Origin of the sequence: Methylobacterium sp. 17Sr1-1 (genome assembly GCF_003173775.1) — a bacterium.
In the GTDB taxonomy this organism is placed as follows: domain Bacteria; phylum Pseudomonadota; class Alphaproteobacteria; order Rhizobiales; family Beijerinckiaceae; genus Methylobacterium.
Window position 1 is genome coordinate 995,473 of the sequence record NZ_CP029552.1, and the last position, 20,696, is coordinate 1,016,168.

Genomic DNA, 20,696 nt, shown 5'->3' on the forward strand with positions numbered 1-20,696 from the left:
ACCGGACACCTCACGTCAAAGCTCAGAGGTCGAATCGCGGCCAAACGGCACGAGGGTCCCGCGCAGGGGTTTCATGAGCCCGGCCTCGAAGAAGCCGAGGAGCAATCTCAGGTAGAAAGTTCATCTGGCAAGCCTCACAGCGCGCCGGCCATTAGGCCCCAGCCAGACAGTGAGCCGATTGGATGATCTCGTTCAGTGCTGGCTGGTGGCCAACAATCTGGTGCAGGAGCCCTATCGCGGTCCAATGCAAGTTCAGTTGAACTCAGGTGAATGCCGCAAGCTAACTCTCATTGGACCCGCCGCGTGGCTCTGAAGGTCCGGCCAGGTCAGGTTCGTCGAGGTACGGCCGGATCCAGTGCTGCCTGGCGGCCGTGGCGCGCCCAAGCTGGTCCGTTTTGGGGGCTATCATCTCACGTCGAGCTCGGCAGAACGAGGCCGGCCTGCGGGGAGGCCATTAGGTGCTTGAACATGCCCCCGCAGTTTTCACCGATGTGAGGTGATCTAGGCAGCAGCTCGGTGCGTTACCGGCGGTCCCTCAGCCGGCGTCCGCCGGGTGCAGCCTCCCGGAGCAGCGTATGTCACGAGATCCCGGCCGTGCCTCACTTCAACCCACCCGCGTGCCTCCGCCCGCCACGCCCGGAACCTCCGGGCTTGCTACCCTCGCCGTCGCTGTGGTCGTGGTCGCCGCTCTCTATCTCGCTCGCGAAGTCTTCATTCCTCTCGTCCTCGCCGTTCTGCTAAGCTTCGTTCTCACCCCCGTCGTCAACCTCCTGCGCCGCTTCCACCTCGGCCGCGTGCCCTCCGTCATCGCCGCTGTACTCCTCGCCCTCGGCATTATCCTGTCCATCGGCGGCGTCATCGGCCTGCAGGTCGCCGACCTCGCCAAGAACCTGCCCGAGTACCAGACCACCGTGCAGCGCAAGGTGGCAGGCCTGCAGGAGGGAATGCTCGGGCGCGCCAACGAACTCATCCACCGCTTCAATCGCCAAGTCAGTGAGGCTTCCAACCAAGCCGCGGCAACCGACACCCCGGTGGCTCAGTCAGGCGGGCAGACACCCAAGCCCGTGCTGGTGAAGGTGCAGGAGCCCGACCCGTCACCGATCGTTCTCGCCGAGAAGGTTCTAGGCCCAATCGTCTCGCCGCTCACCACGGTCGGCATCGTGCTGGTGGTGGTGATCTTCATCCTCATGCAGCGCGAGGACCTGCGCGACCGGCTCATCCGCCTATTCGGCTCGAGCGATCTGCACCGCACGACCATGGCAATGGACGATGCTGCGGGGCGGCTCGGCACCTTCTTCCTCGCCCAGCTCGGCATGAACGCCGCCTTCGGGGTAATCGTGGGCATCGGCTTGTGGTTCATCGGGGTGCCAAGCCCGATCCTGTGGGGCGTGTTCTCGGCGCTGATGCGCTTCGTGCCCTACATCGGCGCGCTGATCTCGGGCGTATTCCCTGTGGCGCTCGCAGCCGCGGCCGACCCAGGCTGGTCGATGGCGATTTGGGCTGCAGCCTTGTTCCTGATCGCCGAGCCCCTGTTTGGGCAGGTGGTCGAGCCGCTGCTCTACGGTCACTCGACGGGCCTGTCGCCGTTCGCGGTGATTGTCTCGACCCTGTTCTGGGGCTTCCTGTGGGGGCCGATCGGGCTGATCTTGGCTACGCCGTTCACCGTCTGCCTGGTGGTGCTCGGCCGCCACGTCGAGCGGTTGGAGTTCCTCGACGTACTGCTCGGCGACCGACCACCTCTGACGCCCGTTGAGAACTTCTATCAGCGCATGCTGGCAGGCGACCCGGACGAGGCGCAAGAACAAGCCGAGTTGTTGCTCAAGGAGCGCTCGCTGTCGTCCTACTACGATGAAGTGGCGCTCAAGGCGCTGCAGTTGGCGGCCAACGACTACCAGCGCGGTGTGCTCGAGACTGAGCAGCTCGACACGATCCGGCAACTGACGCAATCGCTGGTGAGGGAGTTTGCCAAGCGCCCAGATGAGGTGCCGGAGGTTGCAGGAACCGACAAAGCGGGCGCCGAGGCGTCACTGGCCGAGAAGGAGCACCCGAAGAACGAGGATGTACCGGGCCAGGCACCCGAGCCCGCGATGCGGCCAGCCGTGTGGCAAGGAGAGGCACCCGTCATGTGCATCGCTGGGCGAGGGCCGTTGGATGAGGCAGCCTCGTCGATGCTGGCTCAGCTCCTCGGCAAGCACGGCCTCGGGGCGCGGGTCGTGCCGCATGAGGCGGTGAGCCGCGATAACGTGCGCACGCTCGACGTGACGGGCGTAGCGATGGTGTGCATCTCCTACCTCGACATCAGCGGGAACCCAGCCCACCTGCGCTACCTGCTTCAGCGATTGCAGGAGAAAGTGCCGGGCAAGCCGATTCTGGTGGGCCTATGGCCTGCGGAGGATGCGATCCTCACTGATCAAGCGCTGCGTCGACAGGTGGGAGCCGACTACTACGTAATCTCGCTGCGCCAGGCCGTTGAGACGTGTCTGGAGGCTTTGCACAAGGAGATGGCGCCGGCTATGCCGTCACGAATAGCCAGATAGGTGCAATCGAAAGCTACCCCTACTTCTGTTTGATGTAGTCAGCAGTGGCGGGGCCTTCATCTATTTCCGCGCCCAAACTCGTGAAGTGTCAATGCCCACGCAGAAGTCGTCTTGAATCGGCGCCGCAGATGACAAGCGCAACACAATGCTATGAACATATCGCTGCTGGTTCTATACGCCCCCCTTACGCGAATGGGCGCGGAGATTGTAGCGCAACCTGCGAAGCTTGAAGGCTCAGTGTCGGGCTTCGAGCAGCCGTCTGACGACCCGGATTGAACGTCCGTAACTGGCGCATGGCCGACTTGGAGGAATAGAAATTATTAGCCAATAACAAACTCTGGCGATTCCGTTTAACGGAAGAGGACCTGCCTTGACATTGGCTGGCCACTCAACGGTCATGAAACTCTTGAACGTCCTGGCAAGCCGTCGCTGTTTTTGGCGAGCCATGCCGGCAAGGACATCCTTCAGCTGCTGCGCTGATCGACGTGGACGATAGCAGCAGAGCCTTCTGGAGCTTTGCTGCCGCCATGGGTGGCGAGCGCACGGAGATGTCGAGGGCGCTCAGCAAGCAGCATCCTCAGGGCTAATTCGCTCCCGCGCCCCGCGTGGGGGAGGGCGGCAGCGCTGACGCGTTAGGAAGGTCGTACAGCGCGTTCGAGGAACGTCCTGCTGCTGGGCTGCTGCTGCGCTGCCCGGCTGGTCCTGGGGCATCCTGAGCCCAGCACGACAGCTTCGCCCCTGTGGGGCAGCTCTGCCGGCAGCGCGCCTCGTGGGCCCAGCCGGATGTGACCCCTTGCAGACCTTTAGAAGTCCGATTTCGACTGTCCGGTAAATAGTAAATAGCAGACTTAGGGACTACGGCCGCCGTATCCGTTTCAGCCCGACGAAAGATCTCGGCTTGACAGCATGCGGCTCCCGGGGTCAGGCGTAGCCTCCAATGATTTCTGAATTCGCGGGCGGTGAGGCCGCCGAGTGCCACGCCGAAAAAGGAGGGCGGAGCCGGCAGCAGCGAACCGTCGACTCGGCTCTGGCACCGGTCGTTCCAGCCACCGATCCGCTCGGGCGACGCCCTCAAGGGTGGAAGGCGAACACGTGTACGGAGTAGCGCCTCATACTCCCCCCGTGCTGAATTAGGCGGATGAATGAGAACACCATCATCGCCGATCTCGAACGTCGCCTTGCGACGGCTGGAGAAGCCCTGCATGAGAAAGCTCAGATCGAGGCTGCTCTCCGCCAGAGTGAAGAACTTCGCCGCATCGCTATCGCACGACTGCGCGAGAGCGAGGCGGGGAACCGTCTCCTTATCGAGAGGGGCGCGCAGGCTGTGTGGGAGGCCGATGCCAATGGCGTCGTCGTTGCCGACAGCCCAAGCTGGCGTGCCTATACCGGGCAGACAATCGAGGAATGGCTTGGCTACGGTTGGCTGGACGCGATCCATCCCGACGACCGGACCTATGCCAAGCGACAATGGCAAGCAGCCATCGCGGTTCAGGGATTCGTCGATGCCGAGTTCCGCCTTCGCGCACCTAACGGCGGCTGGCGCTGGACGAATGTTCGCGCGACCCCCGTGCTCAAGGGGGAGGGCCAGGTCGAGAAATGGGTGGGGTTGAACTTCGATATCGAAGCCCGCAAACGTGCCGAGGTGGTCCTCCGTGAAAACGAGGAGCGACAGGCGTTTCTCCTCAAGCTCAGCGACACCCTGAGGCCACTTGGAAGCGCAGCACAGGCGCGAACGGAGGCGTGCCGGCTGCTAGGTGAGCAACTTTCCTCGTCGCGGGCCTACTACGTCGAGTACGAGCCGACGCTTGGCTATGGCATCGTCGCCGACGATTACCTTGTGCCGGGCCTGTCGAGTTTGGCAGGGCGCTATCCATTCGACATGTTCCGCTCAACCTATGAGCGCATCAGCGACGGCCGCACCTGGGTCATTCGCGACATAGCTGCTGATCGCGAACTACCCGAGCAGGAGCGCGCCTTCTACGCAGCGCAGGGCGTCCTGGCCTGGATCGATGTTCCGCTTGCCAAGGATGGCGTCCTCGAAGCGGCACTGTGCGTGGTTCAGACGGAACCTCGCGACTGGACCGCTCTCGACATCGTCCTCGTCGAGGAAACGGCCGAGCGGATGTGGACGGCGATCCAGCGGGCTCGGGCCGAAACTATCTTACAGGAGAGTGAGAAGCGGTTCGCGCAGTTCGCAGCGTCGTCCTCAGATGGGCTCTGGATCAGGGAGGCGGCGACACTCGCCATGGAGTATGTCAATCCTGCCATCGAGGCGATCTACGGCGTGTCGACTGACGCCATAGTTGGTGACGTGCAGCGCTGGGCTGGGCTCATCGTGCCCGAGGACCGCCCGGGAGCCCTCGCATGCCTCGAACGGGCGCGGCAGGGCGAAGCGGTGGTGCACGAGTTCCGCATCCAGCGGCCCTCCGATGGTACGTTCCGTTGGATCAGGAGCACCGATTTCCCGCTCCATGACGCGCAAGGCCGAATACAGCGCATCGGCGGCATCGCGCACGACCAGACCGAGGCCAAGCTCGCCACCGAACACACGGCCGTGCTGCTCGCCGAGCTGCAGCACCGGGTGCGAAATATCATGGCACAGATCAGTGCAATCACCGCCCATACCGGTGAGCAGGCCAAGAGCGTCTCGGACTATGCTAGCCTCATGGCGGGGCGGCTGCTGGCGCTCGCTCGCGTTCAAGCGCTGCTCACTCGCGCCGCCAATGCCGGAGCCAGCATCACCAGCATCGTGCAGGATGAACTCAGCGCCCAGGCTAGGCATAGAGGACAATACGTGCTCGACGGGCCGGACGTCATTCTGCCACCCAAGGCTGCCGAGGTCCTGACCCTTGCAGTCCATGAACTGACCACGAACGCCCTGAAGTACGGGGCACTCTCCGCCTCGTCAGGCCGCGTGACCGTGCGCTGGACCACCTTCGAGCGGCGGGGAAGCTCATGGCTCAGCCTCGACTGGACGGAGGAGGGAGCGCCCGAGCGCGTCCCCCCGGGCCCATCAGCGCCGCGGCGTAGCGGCTTCGGCACCGAACTGATCGAGGGCCGCATCCCTTACGAGTTGAAGGGCCGAGGCGAGCTGACGATCAAGCCGGGTGGTGCTCACTGCCACTTGGAATTCCCGCTACTGAACAAGAACAGTATTCTGGAAACGGGTGCTCCGCAGCGGGCGACGGTGTTCGGGGGATCGCTGGATATGACTGGTGAGGCTGATCTGAGCGGCCTTCGCGTCCTGGTGATCGAAGACGACTACTATCTCGCGACCGACGCGGCACGCGGTCTTCGGGGTGCAGGAGCCGAGGTGCTAGGGCCCAGTTCGACCGGGGAGGACGTCAGGGCCGAACTGACGCAGCAGCGTCCCGACGCAGCGGTCATCGACATCAACCTCGGCGACGGACCGTCGTTCGCGTTGGCGGAGACCTTGAAGGATCAGGGCATCCCGTTCGTCTTCATTACCGGTTACAATCAGGAGATCATCCCCGCCAAATTCAATGACATCGAGCGGCTCGAGAAACCGGTGCAGCTTCGCCAAATCGTTGACGCCGTCGCAAAGCTCGTGGATAGAACGGGGTAACCTTGGAACGGATGTCCCGGAAGACCGCGTTCGATCGAAGCACTTCCTCGGCTGGCGCTCGCTATGTGTAGGCCCGTAGTACGACCTGCGGCGCGCCGACACACGCGATGGAGGCCGGCCACTGTCGGCCGTCACCTAGTGGATGAGGTTCGAGCCGTGACATGGCGCAGGGTCTTCGAGAGCTGCTCGGCCGAATATGGCTTTTGCAGCAACTCGAACCCTTCCGAGCCTTCCTGTGCCAGGACGTGACTGTACCCGGACGCGAGCACCACCGGCAGATGCGGCAGGCGCCGCTTCACGATTCTGGCGAGCGCCAAGCCGCCCATGCCAGGCATCACGACATCCGAGAACACCACTTCGAAGCCGCCGCCGTCGCTGCCCAGCTTGTCGATGGCATCCTCGGCGTTGGTCGCCCACTCGGTTCGATAGCCCAAGTCTTCGAGGATCTGAGTGCAGAAGCGCCCGACCTCGATATTGTCCTCGACGACAAGCACACGCTGCCCGCCGCCGACCGGCGCCGGGCCGTCATTGTCGGCCGTTTCGCGCTCGCTGAGTTCATCGACTGAAACTTCAGGCAGGTAGAGCGTGAAGGTGGTGCCTTCACCCACTACACTGGTCACGTCGACGTCGCCGCCGGATTGCTTGGCAAACCCGAACACCTGCGAGAGTCCGAGGCCCGTACCTTTGCCGACCTCCTTGGTGGTGAAGAACGGCTCGAAGATCCTGGCGAGGTCCTCCGGCGGGATCCCCGACCCGGTATCGGTCAGCGAGACGGCGGCGAAGGCACTCTGCGCCCCGGCATGGCCACGGATCGGCGGCATGGCGCTGCCGCAGGCAAGGCGGAGCATGAGCAAGCCCTCGCCCGCCATCGCATCACGGGCGTTGACAGCCATGTTGATGAGCGCCGTTTCGAACTGACTCAGATCGGCGCGGATGAAGCACGGGTTGTCCGGCGTCTCCGTGACGACGCGAATGCGTGCGCCCGTGACGGTATCCAACATGTCGGCGATGCCGCGCACCTTCTGGCCGACGTCGAACACCTCGGGCTTGAGCGCCTGCCGGCGTGCGAATGCGAGCAATTGGCTCGTGAGCTTGGCGGCGCGATCGACCGTCTCCGACACCGCGTTGAGGTAGCGTTCCCGGCGCAGCTCGGGCAGTTCAGGCCGCCGCAGAAAATCCACCGACGAGCGGATGATGGTTAGCAGGTTGTTGAAGTCGTGCGCGACCCCGCCGGTGAGTTGGCCCACGGCCTCCATCTTCTGCGACTGGCGGAGCGCCTCCTCGGCTTGAACCAGCTCGGACGTGCGGGCCGCGACCCGCTCTTCCAGCGTCTCGTTCAACTCTCGCAAGCGCAGCTCAGCCTGCTTTGCCGCCGTCACGTCGCGCGAGATCGACAACAGCTTCTCGGGCCGGCCATCCGCGCCGGCCATCGGCGTCACGATGACGTCCCACCACCGCGGTGTCCCCTTCATCGTCGGCGCGTGGCCCTGGAAGCGGCCGGTGTGGCCCTGCACAGCCTCTTCGATGGCTTTCAGCGCCAGGGTGCGCTGCTCGCCCTGCCACATATCTGGCCAGTACTTGCCCGCAAGCACGCGGAAATCATCGACTTCCATGACGCACATGCCGCCTTCGCTCATGAATTCAAGCCGCGCATCGAGGTCGAGTACCTTGACGCAATCAGCCGAGCTGGCAAGGACACGGCGGTTGAATTCCTCGCTGGCGCGCAGCGCCTCCTCCGTCGCCTTGCGCTGGCTTAGATCCACCGTGACGACGAGAAGGTTGCGCACGTGTCCGTGGGCGTCGTCGAGCCGCTGGATGCTGCTGTTGGCCCAACACATCGAGCCGTCCGGCCGCACGTAACGCTTGTCGAGCGTCGCGCTGCGGCCGGTTTCGATCACCTGTTTCACCGCGGCAAAGCTCGGCGCAAGGTCATCGGGGAACGTCACGTCGGCGACGCCGAGTTGCAGCAGCGCCGTCTCGGAGCGTCCGAGGATGCGGCACAACTCGGTGTTCACGCGGAGAAAGCGTCCGGTCAGGTCAACCTCGGATAGACCGACCGTCGCACTCGCGAAGATCGCACCGAGACGCTCCTCGCTCTCGCGCAGGCGGGCCTCGGCACGCGCACGTTCGACTGCCGACCAAAGGCGGATGCACGTGCCCTCGACCATCGCGACATCGGTCGCGCTCCAGCGACGGGGAGTGGCGTGGTGGACGAACAGCATCGCAACGATTCGGCCGTCGCGCAGCAGCGGCACGTCCAGAATGGCACGGACGCCGATACCGTCATAGGCGGCCGTCACGGCGGGATCGGATGTCGAGGCGTCGTCCCACACATCGTCGATCGGGACGGTAATGCCCGCCCTCAACCGCGCGGCGACCGTCAGCCCAAAATCATCCATGCACCACGTGCTAACGACCGAGGGGACATTCCCCTGGGTGCTTTCACGATGGATGATGACGTGCGTCTGGGCCTCGTTGATCTCTCCGAAACCGACCTGATCCAGGTCGAGATGATGCCCAAGAGCGGCAGAGGCCGCCTCCATCATCGCGACGGGATCGGAGAGACCACGTAGCTCTTCCTCCAAGGTGAGGTAGAAATCCTTCTGCTCGCGCTGTGCGTTGTTCGCTTTAACACGCTGTTGCGTGTCGAGCTGCGATGCGATCAAGTCCGCGAACGCCTTGAACATGCCGACGTTGGCCGGCGTGTTCAGCTTCGCTGGGCGTGGATCGAGGGCGCAGAGCGTCCCCCAACAATCACCGCTTGGCAGCATGATCGGCATCGAGAGATAGCTCTCGAAGCCATAGCGGGACGGCGTCGGATGTCCGTGATAGGCCTGATCCTCGGCAACATTGTCGATGACCACGGCGCCGCCATTCCAGTGGGTCTCGTGACTCATTACGGTTGTCACGTCGAGTTCACCACCGGGTTCGAGGCCGAACCCGATGCTGTCGTGCACGGCGCAGGCGACCCACCGCTCCCGCGTCACGCGTGCCACCGCGGCAAACCCCATCCCGGTCGTGCGACAGACGACATCGAGGATGGTGGGGATCGCCTCGACGCTTCTGACGTCCACAATATCGTCCGCGAAATCATGGCCCGGCACAGGCTCAATTACGTCGTGCTTCATAGGTCCGAGGACTTGCTCGCGACAGGCGCTATCGGATGGTTTGCAGTCCGATCCTGTTCAATCATGAGGCGGAGCGCCGCCCGTACGACCTCGCTCGCGTTACCGTAGTGGCCGGAATGCAGCCGCTCCCGAATGAAGCGGCGCAGTTCCGGCGTGATCGAGACTGTGATGGTTTCACGCGTGGCCATGCCGGAGACGTAGCGCGTTCCTACGTTGTCTTACAGATCGATTGTCCGCGACCTAACGACCTATTGTGCTGCTAAGCTTTGTAACGGCTGCACTCGGGCGTTCAACTGGCTGCGCTGATTTTACAGAATGCTCGGATGGATGGCAGTGGCCAAGCGATACCTTCCATAGGCGAGACGCGAACAAAGCCTGGAACGGGTCATGCGGTGGGACGCTCTAATGAGGTTTAGCCAACGAAATCACGGAGACGGTCGTTTCAGCTTCGCGCATCCGCCAAGGTCCCGACCCTCCGGCGGGCATTTGCCGTTAAAACCGCCCTGGCTATCAATTGTTGATCTTTTGCTACCTCCAGCCTGCCGTCTCTTAGCTCTTCGGTTGACATCTATGGCGGGCTGGGTCTCGTCGGAAGAATTGGTTCGGCCCACCTCTATTGTGGCCCTGTCGAGCCACAACGGATGCACGTCGGTCGCATCAATCACGTCAGCACCCTCATAGCAAGGTGTTGCGTCAATGCCGGGCACCTGCCCAAGGCGGCCGACCTGCTGGCAAATCGTGCACGCCGTGGCATGGATCCGTTCCAGTCGAAATGGGTCGATTGCGCCGCGGCGCTGAAGGACATACGTCGCGACCATGCTTGGTTGCTGGGCATCCTATTTTTCCATGAAATAATTCTTATGCGGTATCGCCCGCCGTACATCGAGCTCGCCACGTCAGCAGAAGCTGCCTCCGCTCGGCTACTCAATAGCGATGGAGTTGATCCATGTTGTTTGCCGCGTCCGGCTCCTGCAATACGTTTGCATTTATCGCCTGATGGCACTTTCAAGATGCTCGTCTGACCAGGACGGGTGATGCGAGAGGTGCATGAACACCATTGCTGCCCGAAAATTTCAGCAAGCTTTCCATCTATCCCATGAAGATGCGGCAGCGCTGAGTGAGATCACGTATCCGGCACAGACCATCGGCTCGCGCCAGGATATCGTGTCGGAGGGGAGCCAGCTGACATCCGTGCCGTTAATTCTGCAGGGCTGGGCAGCCCGTTACCGGGTGCTTGAGAACGGCCGCAAGCAGATCACGGCCCTCTACCTGCCCGGAGACTTCTGCTTCCCCCACGATGTGCTGCCTCATCGCGTCGGCCAGCCCATCGGTTCACTCACGCCGGTTATGCTTGCCCGTATCCCCCTCGAGACACTTCGAAACCTCTCGAGTCGGAGCGCGCACCTCGACGAAGCGCTCCGGTGGGATGCGCTCGTCGCCGGCAGCATCCAGTCCGAATGGACAGTTAGCCTCGGTCAGCGCACCGCAGTGGAGCGCGTCGGCCATCTGCTTTGCGAGGTGTTCCTGCGCCTGAAGGCCGTCGGCCTAACCAGCGGCGACCAGTGCGAGATGCCGATCACCCAGGCGGATCTCGGCGACCTACTCGGCCTGTCCAACGTGCACATTAACCGTACTCTGCGCGACCTGCGCGCGAGCGGTCTCGTCACGCTCAAGGGCCGGCAATTGGTCCTGCACGATTTCGACGGCTTGGCGGCAGCATCCCTGTTCGATCCGGGCTACCTTCAATTCCGCTGCAGGAGTACCGGGCCAGCCTGAGCGCAGTTGAGACCGGCCGGTGGACGAGAGGCAGACAGGATCATCACCATGCCCGATCCCCACTCAGCACGACTGGGCGAGCTGGAAGCGGACAATGCCCGCTTGCGTCGCCTGCTGAAACTGAAGCACGTCTCCAGCACCCTTCGCCATCAGCTGCGCAATACGCTGATCATGTTCCGTTCCATTATTCGGCAATCAGCCGAGACCAGCGACGATCTGGAGACTTATGTCGGGCGGCTCGAAGACCGCCTTGACGCTATCCTGCGGGTGCAGAACACCACCGACCTGCGTGACGAGGTCAACCTGCACAACCTGATCGCCGATGAGCTTCTTCGCCACAGGGCGCTCGAAGGCGAGGCGGCCTTCCTAGAAGGGCCCGACGTCCTGCTTCAGCCGAAGCCGGCGCAGGTTCTCGCCCTAGCAATCCACGAGCTAGTCGCCAACGCCATCGAGCACGGTGCGCTGGCGCCGTACGTGGGTGGGCGGATTTCCATTGCCTGGCAGGTCGAGGAAGGTCCCGTCTTGGTCATCACCTCAAAGGAGACGGGCTTGAAAGGCATGGCCAACCCGGCTCGGCGTGGTTTCGGCATGGCAGTGCTGAACGAGACGTTGGGCTACGAGCTGAAGGCCGAGACGACGGTCGCCTTCGAGCCCGACGGCCTGAGATGCGTGATCCGTCTCCCGCTTCCGTTCCGAGTCGGCCGCGTCATTGCTTCGGTTCCGTCGATGGATCAGCTGGAGCCAGGATCCGAATGACCGCCTCGACGTCGACCGGCTTGCAGCAATGCATGACGGCGTCGTACCGCTCGGGAACGGAAATCCCGTCGTAACCGGTCGCGAAGGCGAACGGCACACCGCGCTCGCGCAGAAGGTCGGCGATGGGGAAGGCCTTCTCGCCCTGCAAGTCTATATCGAGGAGCGCCGCGTCGATCCGCGGCGACGTTCTGGCGAGATCGAGACCGTCCTCCAAGGTGCAGGCCGGTCCGAGCACCTGGGCGCCAACTCCCTCCAGCCCGCGGCGCATCTGCCGCGCGATGAAGTAGTCGTCCTCGACCAGCAGCACGGCGCGACCTGACAGGGACGCGAGGTCGGTGTTCATGGACATGTGTCCTCCCTCAGTCGCGGGCATCCTCTCGCCGAATAAGATTGTAGGCGATTTTGTGTGGCCGACAATATTCGAGCGGTCACGAGGCGGCTCCTCGCCAGGGTCGGCCATCGCCTCGTCATTGCCAGTCCGTCCGGTTGCATGACCACGCTCCAGGGCGCGACGGTGCAGGAACGGCAGTCGACATTCTCGCGCGGACCATCACCATCCACGACAAGTGATAAGCCGGAATGCATGATAGGAAGATATTGCTATATGCACGACTGCAACGTGACCGCTGACCGCGTGCTTTGCTATGGAATGCTCCAGATCACCGTCAGGAGGTCGAGGGACGTACCGACTTTCGTTCCCGTGTCGTTCGAAGGCGTGCTACAGGGTTGTCCACGTCCGTTGCATCCAGCCTCATGCCTCATTGTACCGTCCAAATCCTCCCGCCCGCACCCGTGACCATGGCCCTCACCATCGGCGAGTATGGCGTTCGACAACCTGCAGGCTGGCGCGGGGCGCCTCCGAGGCTCCTCAATGCTTCGGTGAAGGGCCTTGGTCGCGGCGTGACCCGGATACGAAAGGGAACCGATGCGGGCCGCTATTGATATTGCGGCGGCGCCGGACGGTCCGCCGACTGCGGTACCGACCGTTCTCGACCCGACCCGCCTCGCCGCGCTGGATGCCTACGCCATTCTCGACACGCCGGCCGAGGACGGGTTCGACGACATCGTGCGCCTCGCGGCCCGGTTATGCGCCGCCCCGGTCGCCCTGGTCAGTCTCGTCGCCGCCGACCGCCAGTGGTTCAAGGCCCGCGTCAACTTCCCCTCTTGCGAGACCGACCTGAACCGGTCGGTATGCCAGTACGCCCTCATCGAGCCCGACCTGCTCGTCATCCCGGACCTGACCGCCGATCCCCGTACGGCGACCAACCCGCTCGTGACCGGCGAGCCGCGCATCCGCTTCTATGCCGGGGCGCCCCTGCGCCTGCCGGACGGCCACGTCCTCGGCTCACTCTGCGTCATCGACACCGTCTCCCGTCCCGCCGGCCTCACCACGGATCAAGCGGACGACCTGCGCGCGCTCGGTCGGCAGGTGTCCGGGCTGATGGAGATGCGCCGCACCATCCGGGAACGCGACGTGCTCGTCGCGGCCCAGCGCACGGAGTTGCGCCGGCAACGCCACCTCGACATCGTCGCCCGCGCCTCCGCCGCGCTCCTCGAAACCCGCGACCCTAGCTTCGTGCTCCAGCCCATCCTGGAGACCGGTGCGGCGAGCCTCGGGTTCGACCAGTGCTACATCTACGACGTCGGGCCGAATGCCGATTACCTAGCCCTCACACACGACGTCGGGGTCAGCGAGGACATGCGCGCGGCGCTCAGACGGGCCGATCTCGACGGGCCGCTCTGCGGGATCGTCGTGCAGACCGGGCAGCCCCTCGTCTTGGAAAACGTCCAGGAGAGCATCGCGCCCCGCTACGACGTAGCACGGCAGGCCGGCATCGACGCCTTTGCGGGCTACCCCATTCAGAGCCACGGTCGGACCGTGGGCGTCATCTCGTTCTGCGCCTCGGACGAGGCGGTTTTCGATGCGGAGGCTCTGGCCTTCTTCGGCACCATGGCCCGCTTCCTCTCCGTGGTCCGCGAGCGCCTGGACGACGAGAAGGCGATGCACGGGAGCGAGGAACGGTACCGGGCGCTCCTCGCTACCGCGGGTTCCTCAATCTACCGCATGAGCGCGGACTGGAAGCGCGTACTCGATCTCGACGGCGAGGTGCATCTCCAATCCCCCGAACCCGACATGGATTGGCTGGAGCGCTACAACGAGCCCGCCGACCGCCCGGGAATCATGGCCGCCGTCGAGGACGCGATCCGGCGACAAGGCCCGTTCGAGCACGAGCACCGCGTGCGCCGCGCCGATGGCAGCATCGGCTGGGTTTTGTCCCGCGCCGTCCCAATCCTCGACCAGCACGGCACGCTCGTCGAGTGGTTCGGCTCCGTGACCGACATCACTGAGCGGCGCGAGGCCCAGGAGGCGCTACGCGAGAGCGAGGCGCAGGCCCGTGCCGCGGCCGTCCGCCGGAAAGCGCTGATCGACTTGGGCGACCACCTGCGGGATGCCAAGACGGACCGCGAGATGAGCCTGAAGGCGGCCGAGATCGTGGGCCAAACCCTCGGCGGCAACCGCGCCGGCTACGGGGAGCTGGACCCTACCGTGACCTTCGTCACGATACGACAAGACAATGCCTCACCGGGAGAGGTCAGTGTCGTCGGTAATCACAGCTTCGCGAATTACGGCGACGTCGGCCCCGAAATCGCGCGCGGCGAGCCGGTCATCGTCTATGACGTCGCGGCGGATCCTCGAACCGTCACCAAGGTCGACACGTTCGCCGCCATCAACCTCAAGGCGATGCTCAATGTCCCGGTACAGGAACGCGGTCGCACGGTAGGACTGATCTTCGTCCACAGCCCGGTCGAGCGCGCCTGGACCCAGGAAGAGGTGGCCTTCGCGCGCAACGTGGCCGACCGGGTGCAGGTCGGTATCGCGCGGCTACGGGCCGAGGAGCAGCAGGTGATACTGAACGGCGAGCTGTCGCATCGGCTCAAGAACACGCTCGCCATGGTCCAGGGGATCGCGAGCCAGACGCTGCGGTCCGTTCCGGACCAGGCACCGGTCCAGGCGTTCACCGAGCGCCTGATCGCCCTGTCCCAAGCGCACGACGTCCTCATGCAGGACAGTTGGGCGGAGGCGCCGATCCGGTCCGTCGTGGACAAGGTCCTGGCTCTCCAGACATCCCTCGATCGTTTCCGGATCGAGGGGCCGAGCCTCGCGCTGTCACCGCAGGCGACGCTGTCCCTATCGCTCCTCCTACACGAGTTGACCACCAACGCCGTCAAGTACGGGGCGCTCTCCGTAGAAGGCGGCATAGTGCACGTTGCATGGCGCATCGAGGAGGGCGTCGACAGGTCGGTGGTGCTGACGTGGAAGGAGCGCGGCGGTCCGCCAGCCACGGCGCCGACGCGGCGCGGTTTCGGGGCCCGCCTCATCCAAGTCGGTCTGGTCGGCACGCGCGACACGCGCCTGAGTTACAGCGCCACGGGCCTGGACGCAGAGTTCCGCGCACCCATCTCCCAAGTGGTGGCATCGTGATCGGGGCAGACGCAGGTCCTCGAAGGAGGACATCGTGACTTCGACGACAGGACGCCGGGCCATCGTTCTCCTTATCGAGAACGAGCCGGTCCAGATGATGGCGTTGTCCGACCTCATCGAGGAGGCGGGATGCGACGTCGTCGAGGCGACGACCGCCGAAAAGGCCATTCAGATCCTCGAACGACGCACCGATATCAGGGTCGTGGTTGCCGACCTCGACGTGCGCGGGTCGGTGATGGGGTTGCAGTTGGCGACGATGATCCGCGACCGCTGGCCGCCGATCGAGTTGATCCTGACGGGATCGGTCAAGCCAGACCTGTCGCGCATCCCAGCGCGGGGCGTCTTTCATGACAAGCCCTTCGACCAGCGCAAGGTCGTCCAGAGCATTCAATCTTTCGTGTCGACAAGCCCGTAAGCTGCGCCTCGCCAAGCCGCCGCGTGCGCTGGGCGTGCGGTGCGAGGAGGTCCGTAGGCGTCTCCGCGAAGGTGCGGCGTCGGCAGGTCGGATTGCGGCAGTAGAACCGCCGCACCTCGATGCGGAGCCTGGTCTGCGATGTTGACAGCGGCAGATCGGAGGGATGGCGGTGGTAGCGGCTATGGACGGACCGGCTCGCATGCCCGCACTCTGGGCAGCAGCCTGTGGCTGCGTCCAGTCGCACCGGGACGACGAGGTGATCGTCGTATCGTTCGACGAGATGCGCAACGCGGCACTCGGGGATGGCGAAGGGAATGTTCATGCCTTCCCACGATGGGGAGGGCGGATCAGACCATCATCGGTCCGAGGCGATCCACCGCCATCCACGCAAAGTGAGCAAGAACCCGTTTTACTGACACCTGGTACGCGGGGTTTTGGACCTGAGTTATGCGCTTGACCGACCGTTGGACCCCGCCAGCATCCGGCGTACCCACGACTGGTGAGTTTTGAGCATCATGGCTACAAGCCTGTTGCGGGCAACCTAAAGCCAAGCTTGGCTGGAACAGCCCAAAGCATCGTCAATTGCGTTGTGTGTGCACCGAGTTAGCCTCAAGGAAGAAATTGGTTTGCCCAATCAAGATTTAGACGCGCTTACGCGGGAAGAGCTGAAGGCAGAGGTTCTGCGCCTCCAGGCACTCCAAGAGCAGAACTCGCCCACCGCGTTCGGCCGCCCGATCCAATCTACCCCGGTTGGTCATGACGAGCTGCTTTCGGCGATCGAAAAAACCCGCATGCCGATGATCCTGACCGATCCCCGGCAACCTGATGATCCGATTATTTTTGCCAATCGCGCTTTTCAACAACTCTCCGGTTACAGCTCAGAAGAACTTTTAGGTCGCAACTGCCGCTTCCTTCAGGGGCCAGACACCAACCCTGCAGATGTACGAGCCATCCGTGACGCCCTCAAAGCCAAACGCGATCTTGCGATCGATATTCTAAATTATCGTAAGGACGGTTCCCCATTTCTCAACGAGCTATATATCAGTCCGGTCTGCGATGCGGATGGAGAGCTGCTCTATCACTTTGGCAGCCAAGTCGATGTGACCGGCTACCGCAAGGATCGGCGAACGCTGGAAGAAAGCGAGCGTCGTAAGCGTTCTGTGTTCGACAGTGTGCTCGACTTCGCCATCGTGGTTACCGACCGCGATGGGATTGTCACCGACTGGAACAGCGGTGCCGCGCACGTGATGGGCTGGACCGCAGAGGAGATGTGCGGTCAGGATGCCTCACGTTTCTTTACGCCCGAGGATAACGCGAACGGGCGGCCCGCCTACGAGATGACCACTGCTTTGCGTGAGGGGCGTGCCCCGGACGAGCGGTGGCACGTGCGTAAGGGCGATGAGCGGTTTTGGGCCTCCGGCGAGATGATGCCGCTGCGCGACGAAACCGATGCGCACATCGGGTTCGTCAAGATCATGCGCGACCGCACGGCCGAGCACCTGGCCGGAGAGGCGCTGCAACGGGAGGAACGGCACCGCCAGGCATTGCTTGAACTCAGCAACCAGCTAACCGAGCACGACGGCGACGCCGCCAGCCTGGCCGACATAGCAACCAGCCTCCTCGGTCGAACCCTTGGCGTGCAGCTTGTTGGCTACGGTTTAGTAGACCCCGAGGCCGAAACCATCACCGTTGAACGCGACTGGACCAGCGGCGGCGCGCACCCCATCGCTGGCACGCACCGCTTTCGGGATTTCGGCACGTACATCGAGGACATCAAGCGCCGCGAGACAGTCGTTGTCACGGATGCTCGCCTCGATCCGCGCACGAGCGCCTATGCAGAGGCGCTGGAGGCGATCAGCGCACGGGCGCTCGTCAACACGCCCGTGTTCGAGCACGGCCGTTTTGTTTCGCTCCTGTTTGTCTGCAGCGCTGAGCCGCGTGAGTGGCTTGAAGACGAGCTGATCTTCATCCGCGAGGTGGCGACACGGACCCGCGCGGCCATTGCGCGGAGACAGGCAGAAACCGCCTTGCGTGCGAGTGAGGAGGAACTGCGGCTGGTTGCCGACGCCCTCCCGGTCCTCGTGGCGTTCATCGACCGCACGCTGACCTACCGGTTTGCCAATGCTGCCTACAAGACGTGGTTTGGGCAGGACCCGGAAACCGTGATGGGGCGGACCGTGGTCGATCTGGTCGGGGAAGACGGCCTGGCCGCGCGCCGCGCGGGGATCGGCCGGGCGTTGGCCGGAGAGACGGTCCAGATGGATCTAGACTGGCCCTGGTGGGACGGTCGGCGACGTATTGCCGATATCCGCTATACACCCCGGCGTGACGCGAGCGGCGCGGTCGATGGCTTCTATGTCTTCGTGCAGGACGTGACCGCGCAGCGCGACGCGGCTGCGTTGCTGGCCGAGCGTGCCGACACCCTGGAACGCGAGGTCGCTGAACGCACCGTCGATCGCAATGCCCTCTGGATGCTCTCGTCCGACATCATGCTCCGCTGCACATTCGAGGGCGTGATGACTGCCGTGAACCCCGCCTGGACCGCAGTGCTGGGCTGGCGCGAGGATGAACTGCTCGGCCGCACCATCTTCGAGTTCATCCACCCCGACGACGTGGCGCACACGATTGAGGGTGCCAAGGCCTCGTCCGAGGGGCACGCGTACAGCCGCTTCGAGAACCGCTACCGCTGCAAGGATGGCAGCTACCGCTGGATCACTTGGTCAACCAGCCCCGCCGAGGGCATGATCAACGCGGTCGGCCGCGATTTCACCGCTGACAAGAACCAGGCCGACGCCCTCGCGCAGACGGAAGACGCTCTGCGCCAGTCGCAGAAGATGGAGGCGGTCGGCCAGCTGACCGGCGGCGTCGCGCACGACTTCAACAACCTGCTGACGATTATCCGCTCATCGGTCGACTTCCTGCGCCGTCCGGACTTGCCAGAGGAACGGCGCAGACGCTATATGGATGCGGTCTCTGAAACGGTAGACCGCGCAGCCAAGCTGACCGGACAGCTACTTGCGTTCGCCCGGCGGCAGGCCCTTAAGCCGGAAACCCTCAATGTTGGCGAGCGACTGCGGGCAATCGGCGATATGCTCGACACCGTGACCGGTGCACGCGTGCGGGTGGCGATCGATTTGCCCGGAACACCCTGCTTCATCAAGGCCGACCTCAGCCAGTTTGAGACCGCGCTGGTCAATATGGCGGTCAACGCCCGGGACGCGATGGAGGGTGAGGGTACCCTGACCATGCGCCTGAGTTGCGGTGGCTCGATGCCCCCCATCCGGGGTCACGGTGGCGGCCCTGGACCGTTCGCTAAGATCGAGCTGCGTGATACCGGCAGCGGGATCGCTGAGGCGGACCTGGCACGGATCTTCGAGCCGTTCTTCACGACCAAAGAGGTCGGCAAAGGGACCGGCCTCGGCCTGTCGCAGGTGTTCGGGTTCGCCAAGCAATCCGGCGGCGATGTAGACGTGCACAGCGTCGTGGGTGAGGGGACCACGTTCACCCTGTACCTGCCTGAGGTTGAACCGAAGGCTCCGCCAGCGTCCAACGATGATGCGAGCGGACCGGTACCAGGGGGCGTGGGCCTCAAGGTGCTAGTGGTCGAAGACAACATTGAGGTCGGCAAGTTCGCCACGCAGATCCTCGAGGATCTAGGCTACCGGCCGGAGTGGGTCGCCAACGCCGAAATCGCGCTCGATCGTCTCGGCGCGGAGGGCGACGGGTTCGACGCGGTGTTCTCGGACGTGGTGATGCCGGGGATGGGTGGGATCGCCTTGGCGCAGGAGTTGCGCCGTCGCTTGCCCAGGCTGCCGGTCGTGCTGGCTTCGGGCTACAGCCATGTGTTGGCCGAGAACGGTGATCATGGCTTCGAGCTGCTGCACAAGCCGTATTCCGCTGACCAGCTCTCCCGCGTGCTGCGCCGGGTCAACCACGCCAGGCGAGGGCGCTAATCGCTGCCCTCGGTGGCTTCGTGGTCGGCGATTGCGAGAGCTGCCAGGTTGCCACGTAGCTCGAGGCCTTTGACCCGGCGGGCACGGCTTGTGGCCCGGATGGTCTCTGCCGTTGCATGGTGGCCGTCGACATCCATCCGGTGGGCAAACTCAGCCAGTTCTTGGGCCGTGCCCTCATGCTCGATGATCTCGGCAATTATCGCATCCACAAGACGTCTGCGTGCGTCGATCATCCATCGCCGCCTAAAATGCTGGTCACGCGTAAATCGCGAACATTTGACCAGGGCGCAAGGCAAAGCCTGCTGCGCCTGGCTCTGGCCGGTCCTGCACGGCGTGCAGAACCAGCGAAGGCCAAGCCTAAGGGTTAGGCTCTGAGCGGTTCGGGCTTATGCTCGACCGGAACCACCTGCTTAAGGTGATGAAAGACCACCTCGGCACTGAACGGCTTACCAACGAACCGAGCACCCTCCGGCATATCATCTGGACCCGGCTGGGCGCGGCCGGAGGCGACGACGATCGAGATGTGCGGCCAATGCGCTGCGGTATGGCGGGCCAGCGCGAACCCATCCAGCGCACCGGGCATCTGCACATCCGTGAACAGCAGCACGATCGCGGGGTGGTGCTGGTGGAGGACGTTTAACGCCTCCTCGACGTGGGACGCCTCGAGGGTCTGAAACCCAGCGTCTGCCAGCATCTCGGCAGCGTTCATGCGGATCAGGGGGTCGTCATCGACCACCAAGGCACAGGGAGAAGTGTGGGAGTCGACGTTTTTCATCACAGGTTAATCCCGCGAGCGGCGGAAAAGTTCGCCCAGTCGGTGCCACGCACGGGTTGCCCTGCGCGGGGTCGTCAAAAAAGAGAGGCCACTCCCGAACGAGCGGCCCGAAGTCTAGGGAGGAAACGCCCATAAGGGCTGCATAACCGTGATCCCGTCGCGGCGATGCAAGGCTTTCATCCACGCTCTGCTGCACCGCACAATGCGGCTACTGGCCAAAGCAATTATGCAAGGCGCTCATGGTTGGTTACGCCATCGACCCCCGAGATGCAGCGGCTTATGCCCC

13 protein-coding genes and 1 pseudogene are annotated in these 20,696 nt (G+C 63.8%); 8 read left to right on the forward strand and 6 right to left on the reverse strand.

The features are described from left to right. Positions 1-575 precede the first annotated feature (575 nt). Positions 576-2,537: an AI-2E family transporter gene (locus DK412_RS04520; RefSeq protein ID WP_109970978.1), complete on the forward strand. Its 1,962-nt coding sequence runs from the start codon at positions 576-578 to the stop codon at positions 2,535-2,537. A 1,138-nt stretch (positions 2,538-3,675) separates the two neighbouring features. Further along, positions 3,676-6,123: a PAS domain-containing protein gene (locus DK412_RS04525; RefSeq protein WP_109970979.1), complete on the forward strand. Its 2,448-nt coding sequence runs from the start codon at positions 3,676-3,678 to the stop codon at positions 6,121-6,123. Between the two features lie 131 nt (positions 6,124-6,254). Here the strand turns inward: DK412_RS04525 and DK412_RS04530 are convergent, their stop codons facing one another. Both DK412_RS04530 and DK412_RS04540 read right to left on the reverse strand, forming a co-directional pair. Beyond that, the gene (locus DK412_RS04530) at positions 6,255-9,251 is read right to left on the reverse strand and encodes a PAS domain-containing protein (protein WP_162596096.1); all 2,997 of its coding nucleotides are present in this window, start codon (positions 9,249-9,251) and stop codon (positions 6,255-6,257) included. Continuing rightward, complete coding sequence (locus tag DK412_RS04540; protein ID WP_162596097.1) at positions 9,248-9,439, reverse strand: type II toxin-antitoxin system ParD family antitoxin; 192 nt, start codon at positions 9,437-9,439, stop codon at positions 9,248-9,250. Before DK412_RS04540 ends, DK412_RS04530 begins: the two co-directional genes overlap by 4 nt. Before the next feature lie 453 nt (positions 9,440-9,892). On the opposite strand from DK412_RS04540, the gene DK412_RS29985 reads away from it, so the two are divergent. Genes DK412_RS29985 through DK412_RS04550 form a run of 3 tightly spaced genes read left to right on the forward strand, consistent with a single transcriptional unit; the run spans position 9,893 to position 11,783 of the window. After that, entirely contained in the window at positions 9,893-10,273 is a 381-nt protein-coding gene (locus tag DK412_RS29985; RefSeq protein ID WP_162596098.1) for a hypothetical protein, read from the forward strand. A 25-nt stretch (positions 10,274-10,298) separates the two neighbouring features. Further along, positions 10,299-11,027 (forward strand): Crp/Fnr family transcriptional regulator, encoded by a 729-nt coding sequence (locus tag DK412_RS04545; RefSeq protein ID WP_109970980.1) that lies wholly within the window; start codon positions 10,299-10,301, stop codon positions 11,025-11,027. Positions 11,028-11,075: 48 nt separating this feature from the next. Next, positions 11,076-11,783, forward strand: a complete 708-nt coding sequence (locus DK412_RS04550; protein ID WP_109970981.1) for an HWE histidine kinase domain-containing protein — start codon at positions 11,076-11,078, stop codon at positions 11,781-11,783. Here the strand turns inward: DK412_RS04550 and DK412_RS04555 are convergent. Beyond that, a complete protein-coding gene (locus DK412_RS04555) occupies positions 11,734-12,126 on the reverse strand; it encodes a response regulator (RefSeq protein ID WP_348629370.1) in 393 nt (130 codons plus the stop codon). The two genes, DK412_RS04550 and DK412_RS04555, sit on opposite strands and share 50 nt — an antisense overlap. 582 nt (positions 12,127-12,708) lie before the next feature. On the opposite strand from DK412_RS04555, the gene DK412_RS04560 reads away from it, so the two are divergent. Next, positions 12,709-15,267 carry a GAF domain-containing protein gene (locus DK412_RS04560; RefSeq protein ID WP_109970983.1) on the forward strand — a complete coding sequence of 853 codons (2,559 nt, stop codon included), beginning with the start codon at positions 12,709-12,711 and terminating at the stop codon, positions 15,265-15,267. A gap of 34 nt (positions 15,268-15,301) precedes the next feature. After that, entirely contained in the window at positions 15,302-15,682 is a 381-nt protein-coding gene (locus tag DK412_RS04565) for a response regulator (RefSeq protein WP_245447427.1), read from the forward strand. Here the strand turns inward: DK412_RS04565 and DK412_RS31340 are convergent. Next, positions 15,669-16,004: pseudogene (locus DK412_RS31340) on the reverse strand (transposase family protein); the annotation flags it as partial. The gene DK412_RS04565 and the pseudogene DK412_RS31340 overlap by 14 nt on opposite strands. Before the next feature lie 304 nt (positions 16,005-16,308). Here DK412_RS31340 and DK412_RS04575 point away from each other — a divergent pair. Beyond that, positions 16,309-19,635 (forward strand): PAS domain S-box protein, encoded by a 3,327-nt coding sequence (locus tag DK412_RS04575; protein WP_109970985.1) that lies wholly within the window; start codon positions 16,309-16,311, stop codon positions 19,633-19,635. Here the strand turns inward: DK412_RS04575 and DK412_RS04580 are convergent. Together DK412_RS04580 and DK412_RS04585 are read right to left on the reverse strand one after the other, a co-directional pair. Next, complete coding sequence (locus DK412_RS04580) at positions 19,632-19,868, reverse strand: hypothetical protein (protein WP_162596099.1); 237 nt, start codon at positions 19,866-19,868, stop codon at positions 19,632-19,634. The two genes, DK412_RS04575 and DK412_RS04580, sit on opposite strands and share 4 nt — an antisense overlap. Positions 19,869-19,999: 131 nt before the next feature. After that, positions 20,000-20,410 carry a response regulator gene (locus DK412_RS04585; RefSeq protein ID WP_204165495.1) on the reverse strand — a complete coding sequence of 137 codons (411 nt, stop codon included), beginning with the start codon at positions 20,408-20,410 and terminating at the stop codon, positions 20,000-20,002. Between the last annotated feature and the right edge of the window lie 286 nt (positions 20,411-20,696).

Coding starts and splice junctions, on each gene's coding strand:
- DK412_RS04585 (WP_204165495.1), bottom strand. CDS start 20,410: ATGAAAAACGTCGACTCCCACACTTCTCCCTGTGCCTTGGTGGTCGAT.
- DK412_RS04550 (WP_109970981.1), top strand. CDS start 11,076: ATGCCCGATCCCCACTCAGCACGACTGGGCGAGCTGGAAGCGGACAAT.
- DK412_RS04525 (WP_109970979.1), top strand. CDS start 3,676: ATGAATGAGAACACCATCATCGCCGATCTCGAACGTCGCCTTGCGACG.
- DK412_RS04530 (WP_162596096.1), bottom strand. CDS start 9,251: ATGAAGCACGACGTAATTGAGCCTGTGCCGGGCCATGATTTCGCGGAC.
- DK412_RS29985 (WP_162596098.1), top strand. CDS start 9,893: ATGCACGTCGGTCGCATCAATCACGTCAGCACCCTCATAGCAAGGTGT.
- DK412_RS04560 (WP_109970983.1), top strand. CDS start 12,709: ATGCGGGCCGCTATTGATATTGCGGCGGCGCCGGACGGTCCGCCGACT.
- DK412_RS04545 (WP_109970980.1), top strand. CDS start 10,299: ATGAACACCATTGCTGCCCGAAAATTTCAGCAAGCTTTCCATCTATCC.
- DK412_RS04520 (WP_109970978.1), top strand. CDS start 576: ATGTCACGAGATCCCGGCCGTGCCTCACTTCAACCCACCCGCGTGCCT.
- DK412_RS04580 (WP_162596099.1), bottom strand. CDS start 19,868: ATGATCGACGCACGCAGACGTCTTGTGGATGCGATAATTGCCGAGATC.
- DK412_RS04540 (WP_162596097.1), bottom strand. CDS start 9,439: ATGGCCACGCGTGAAACCATCACAGTCTCGATCACGCCGGAACTGCGC.
- DK412_RS04555 (WP_348629370.1), bottom strand. CDS start 12,126: ATGAACACCGACCTCGCGTCCCTGTCAGGTCGCGCCGTGCTGCTGGTC.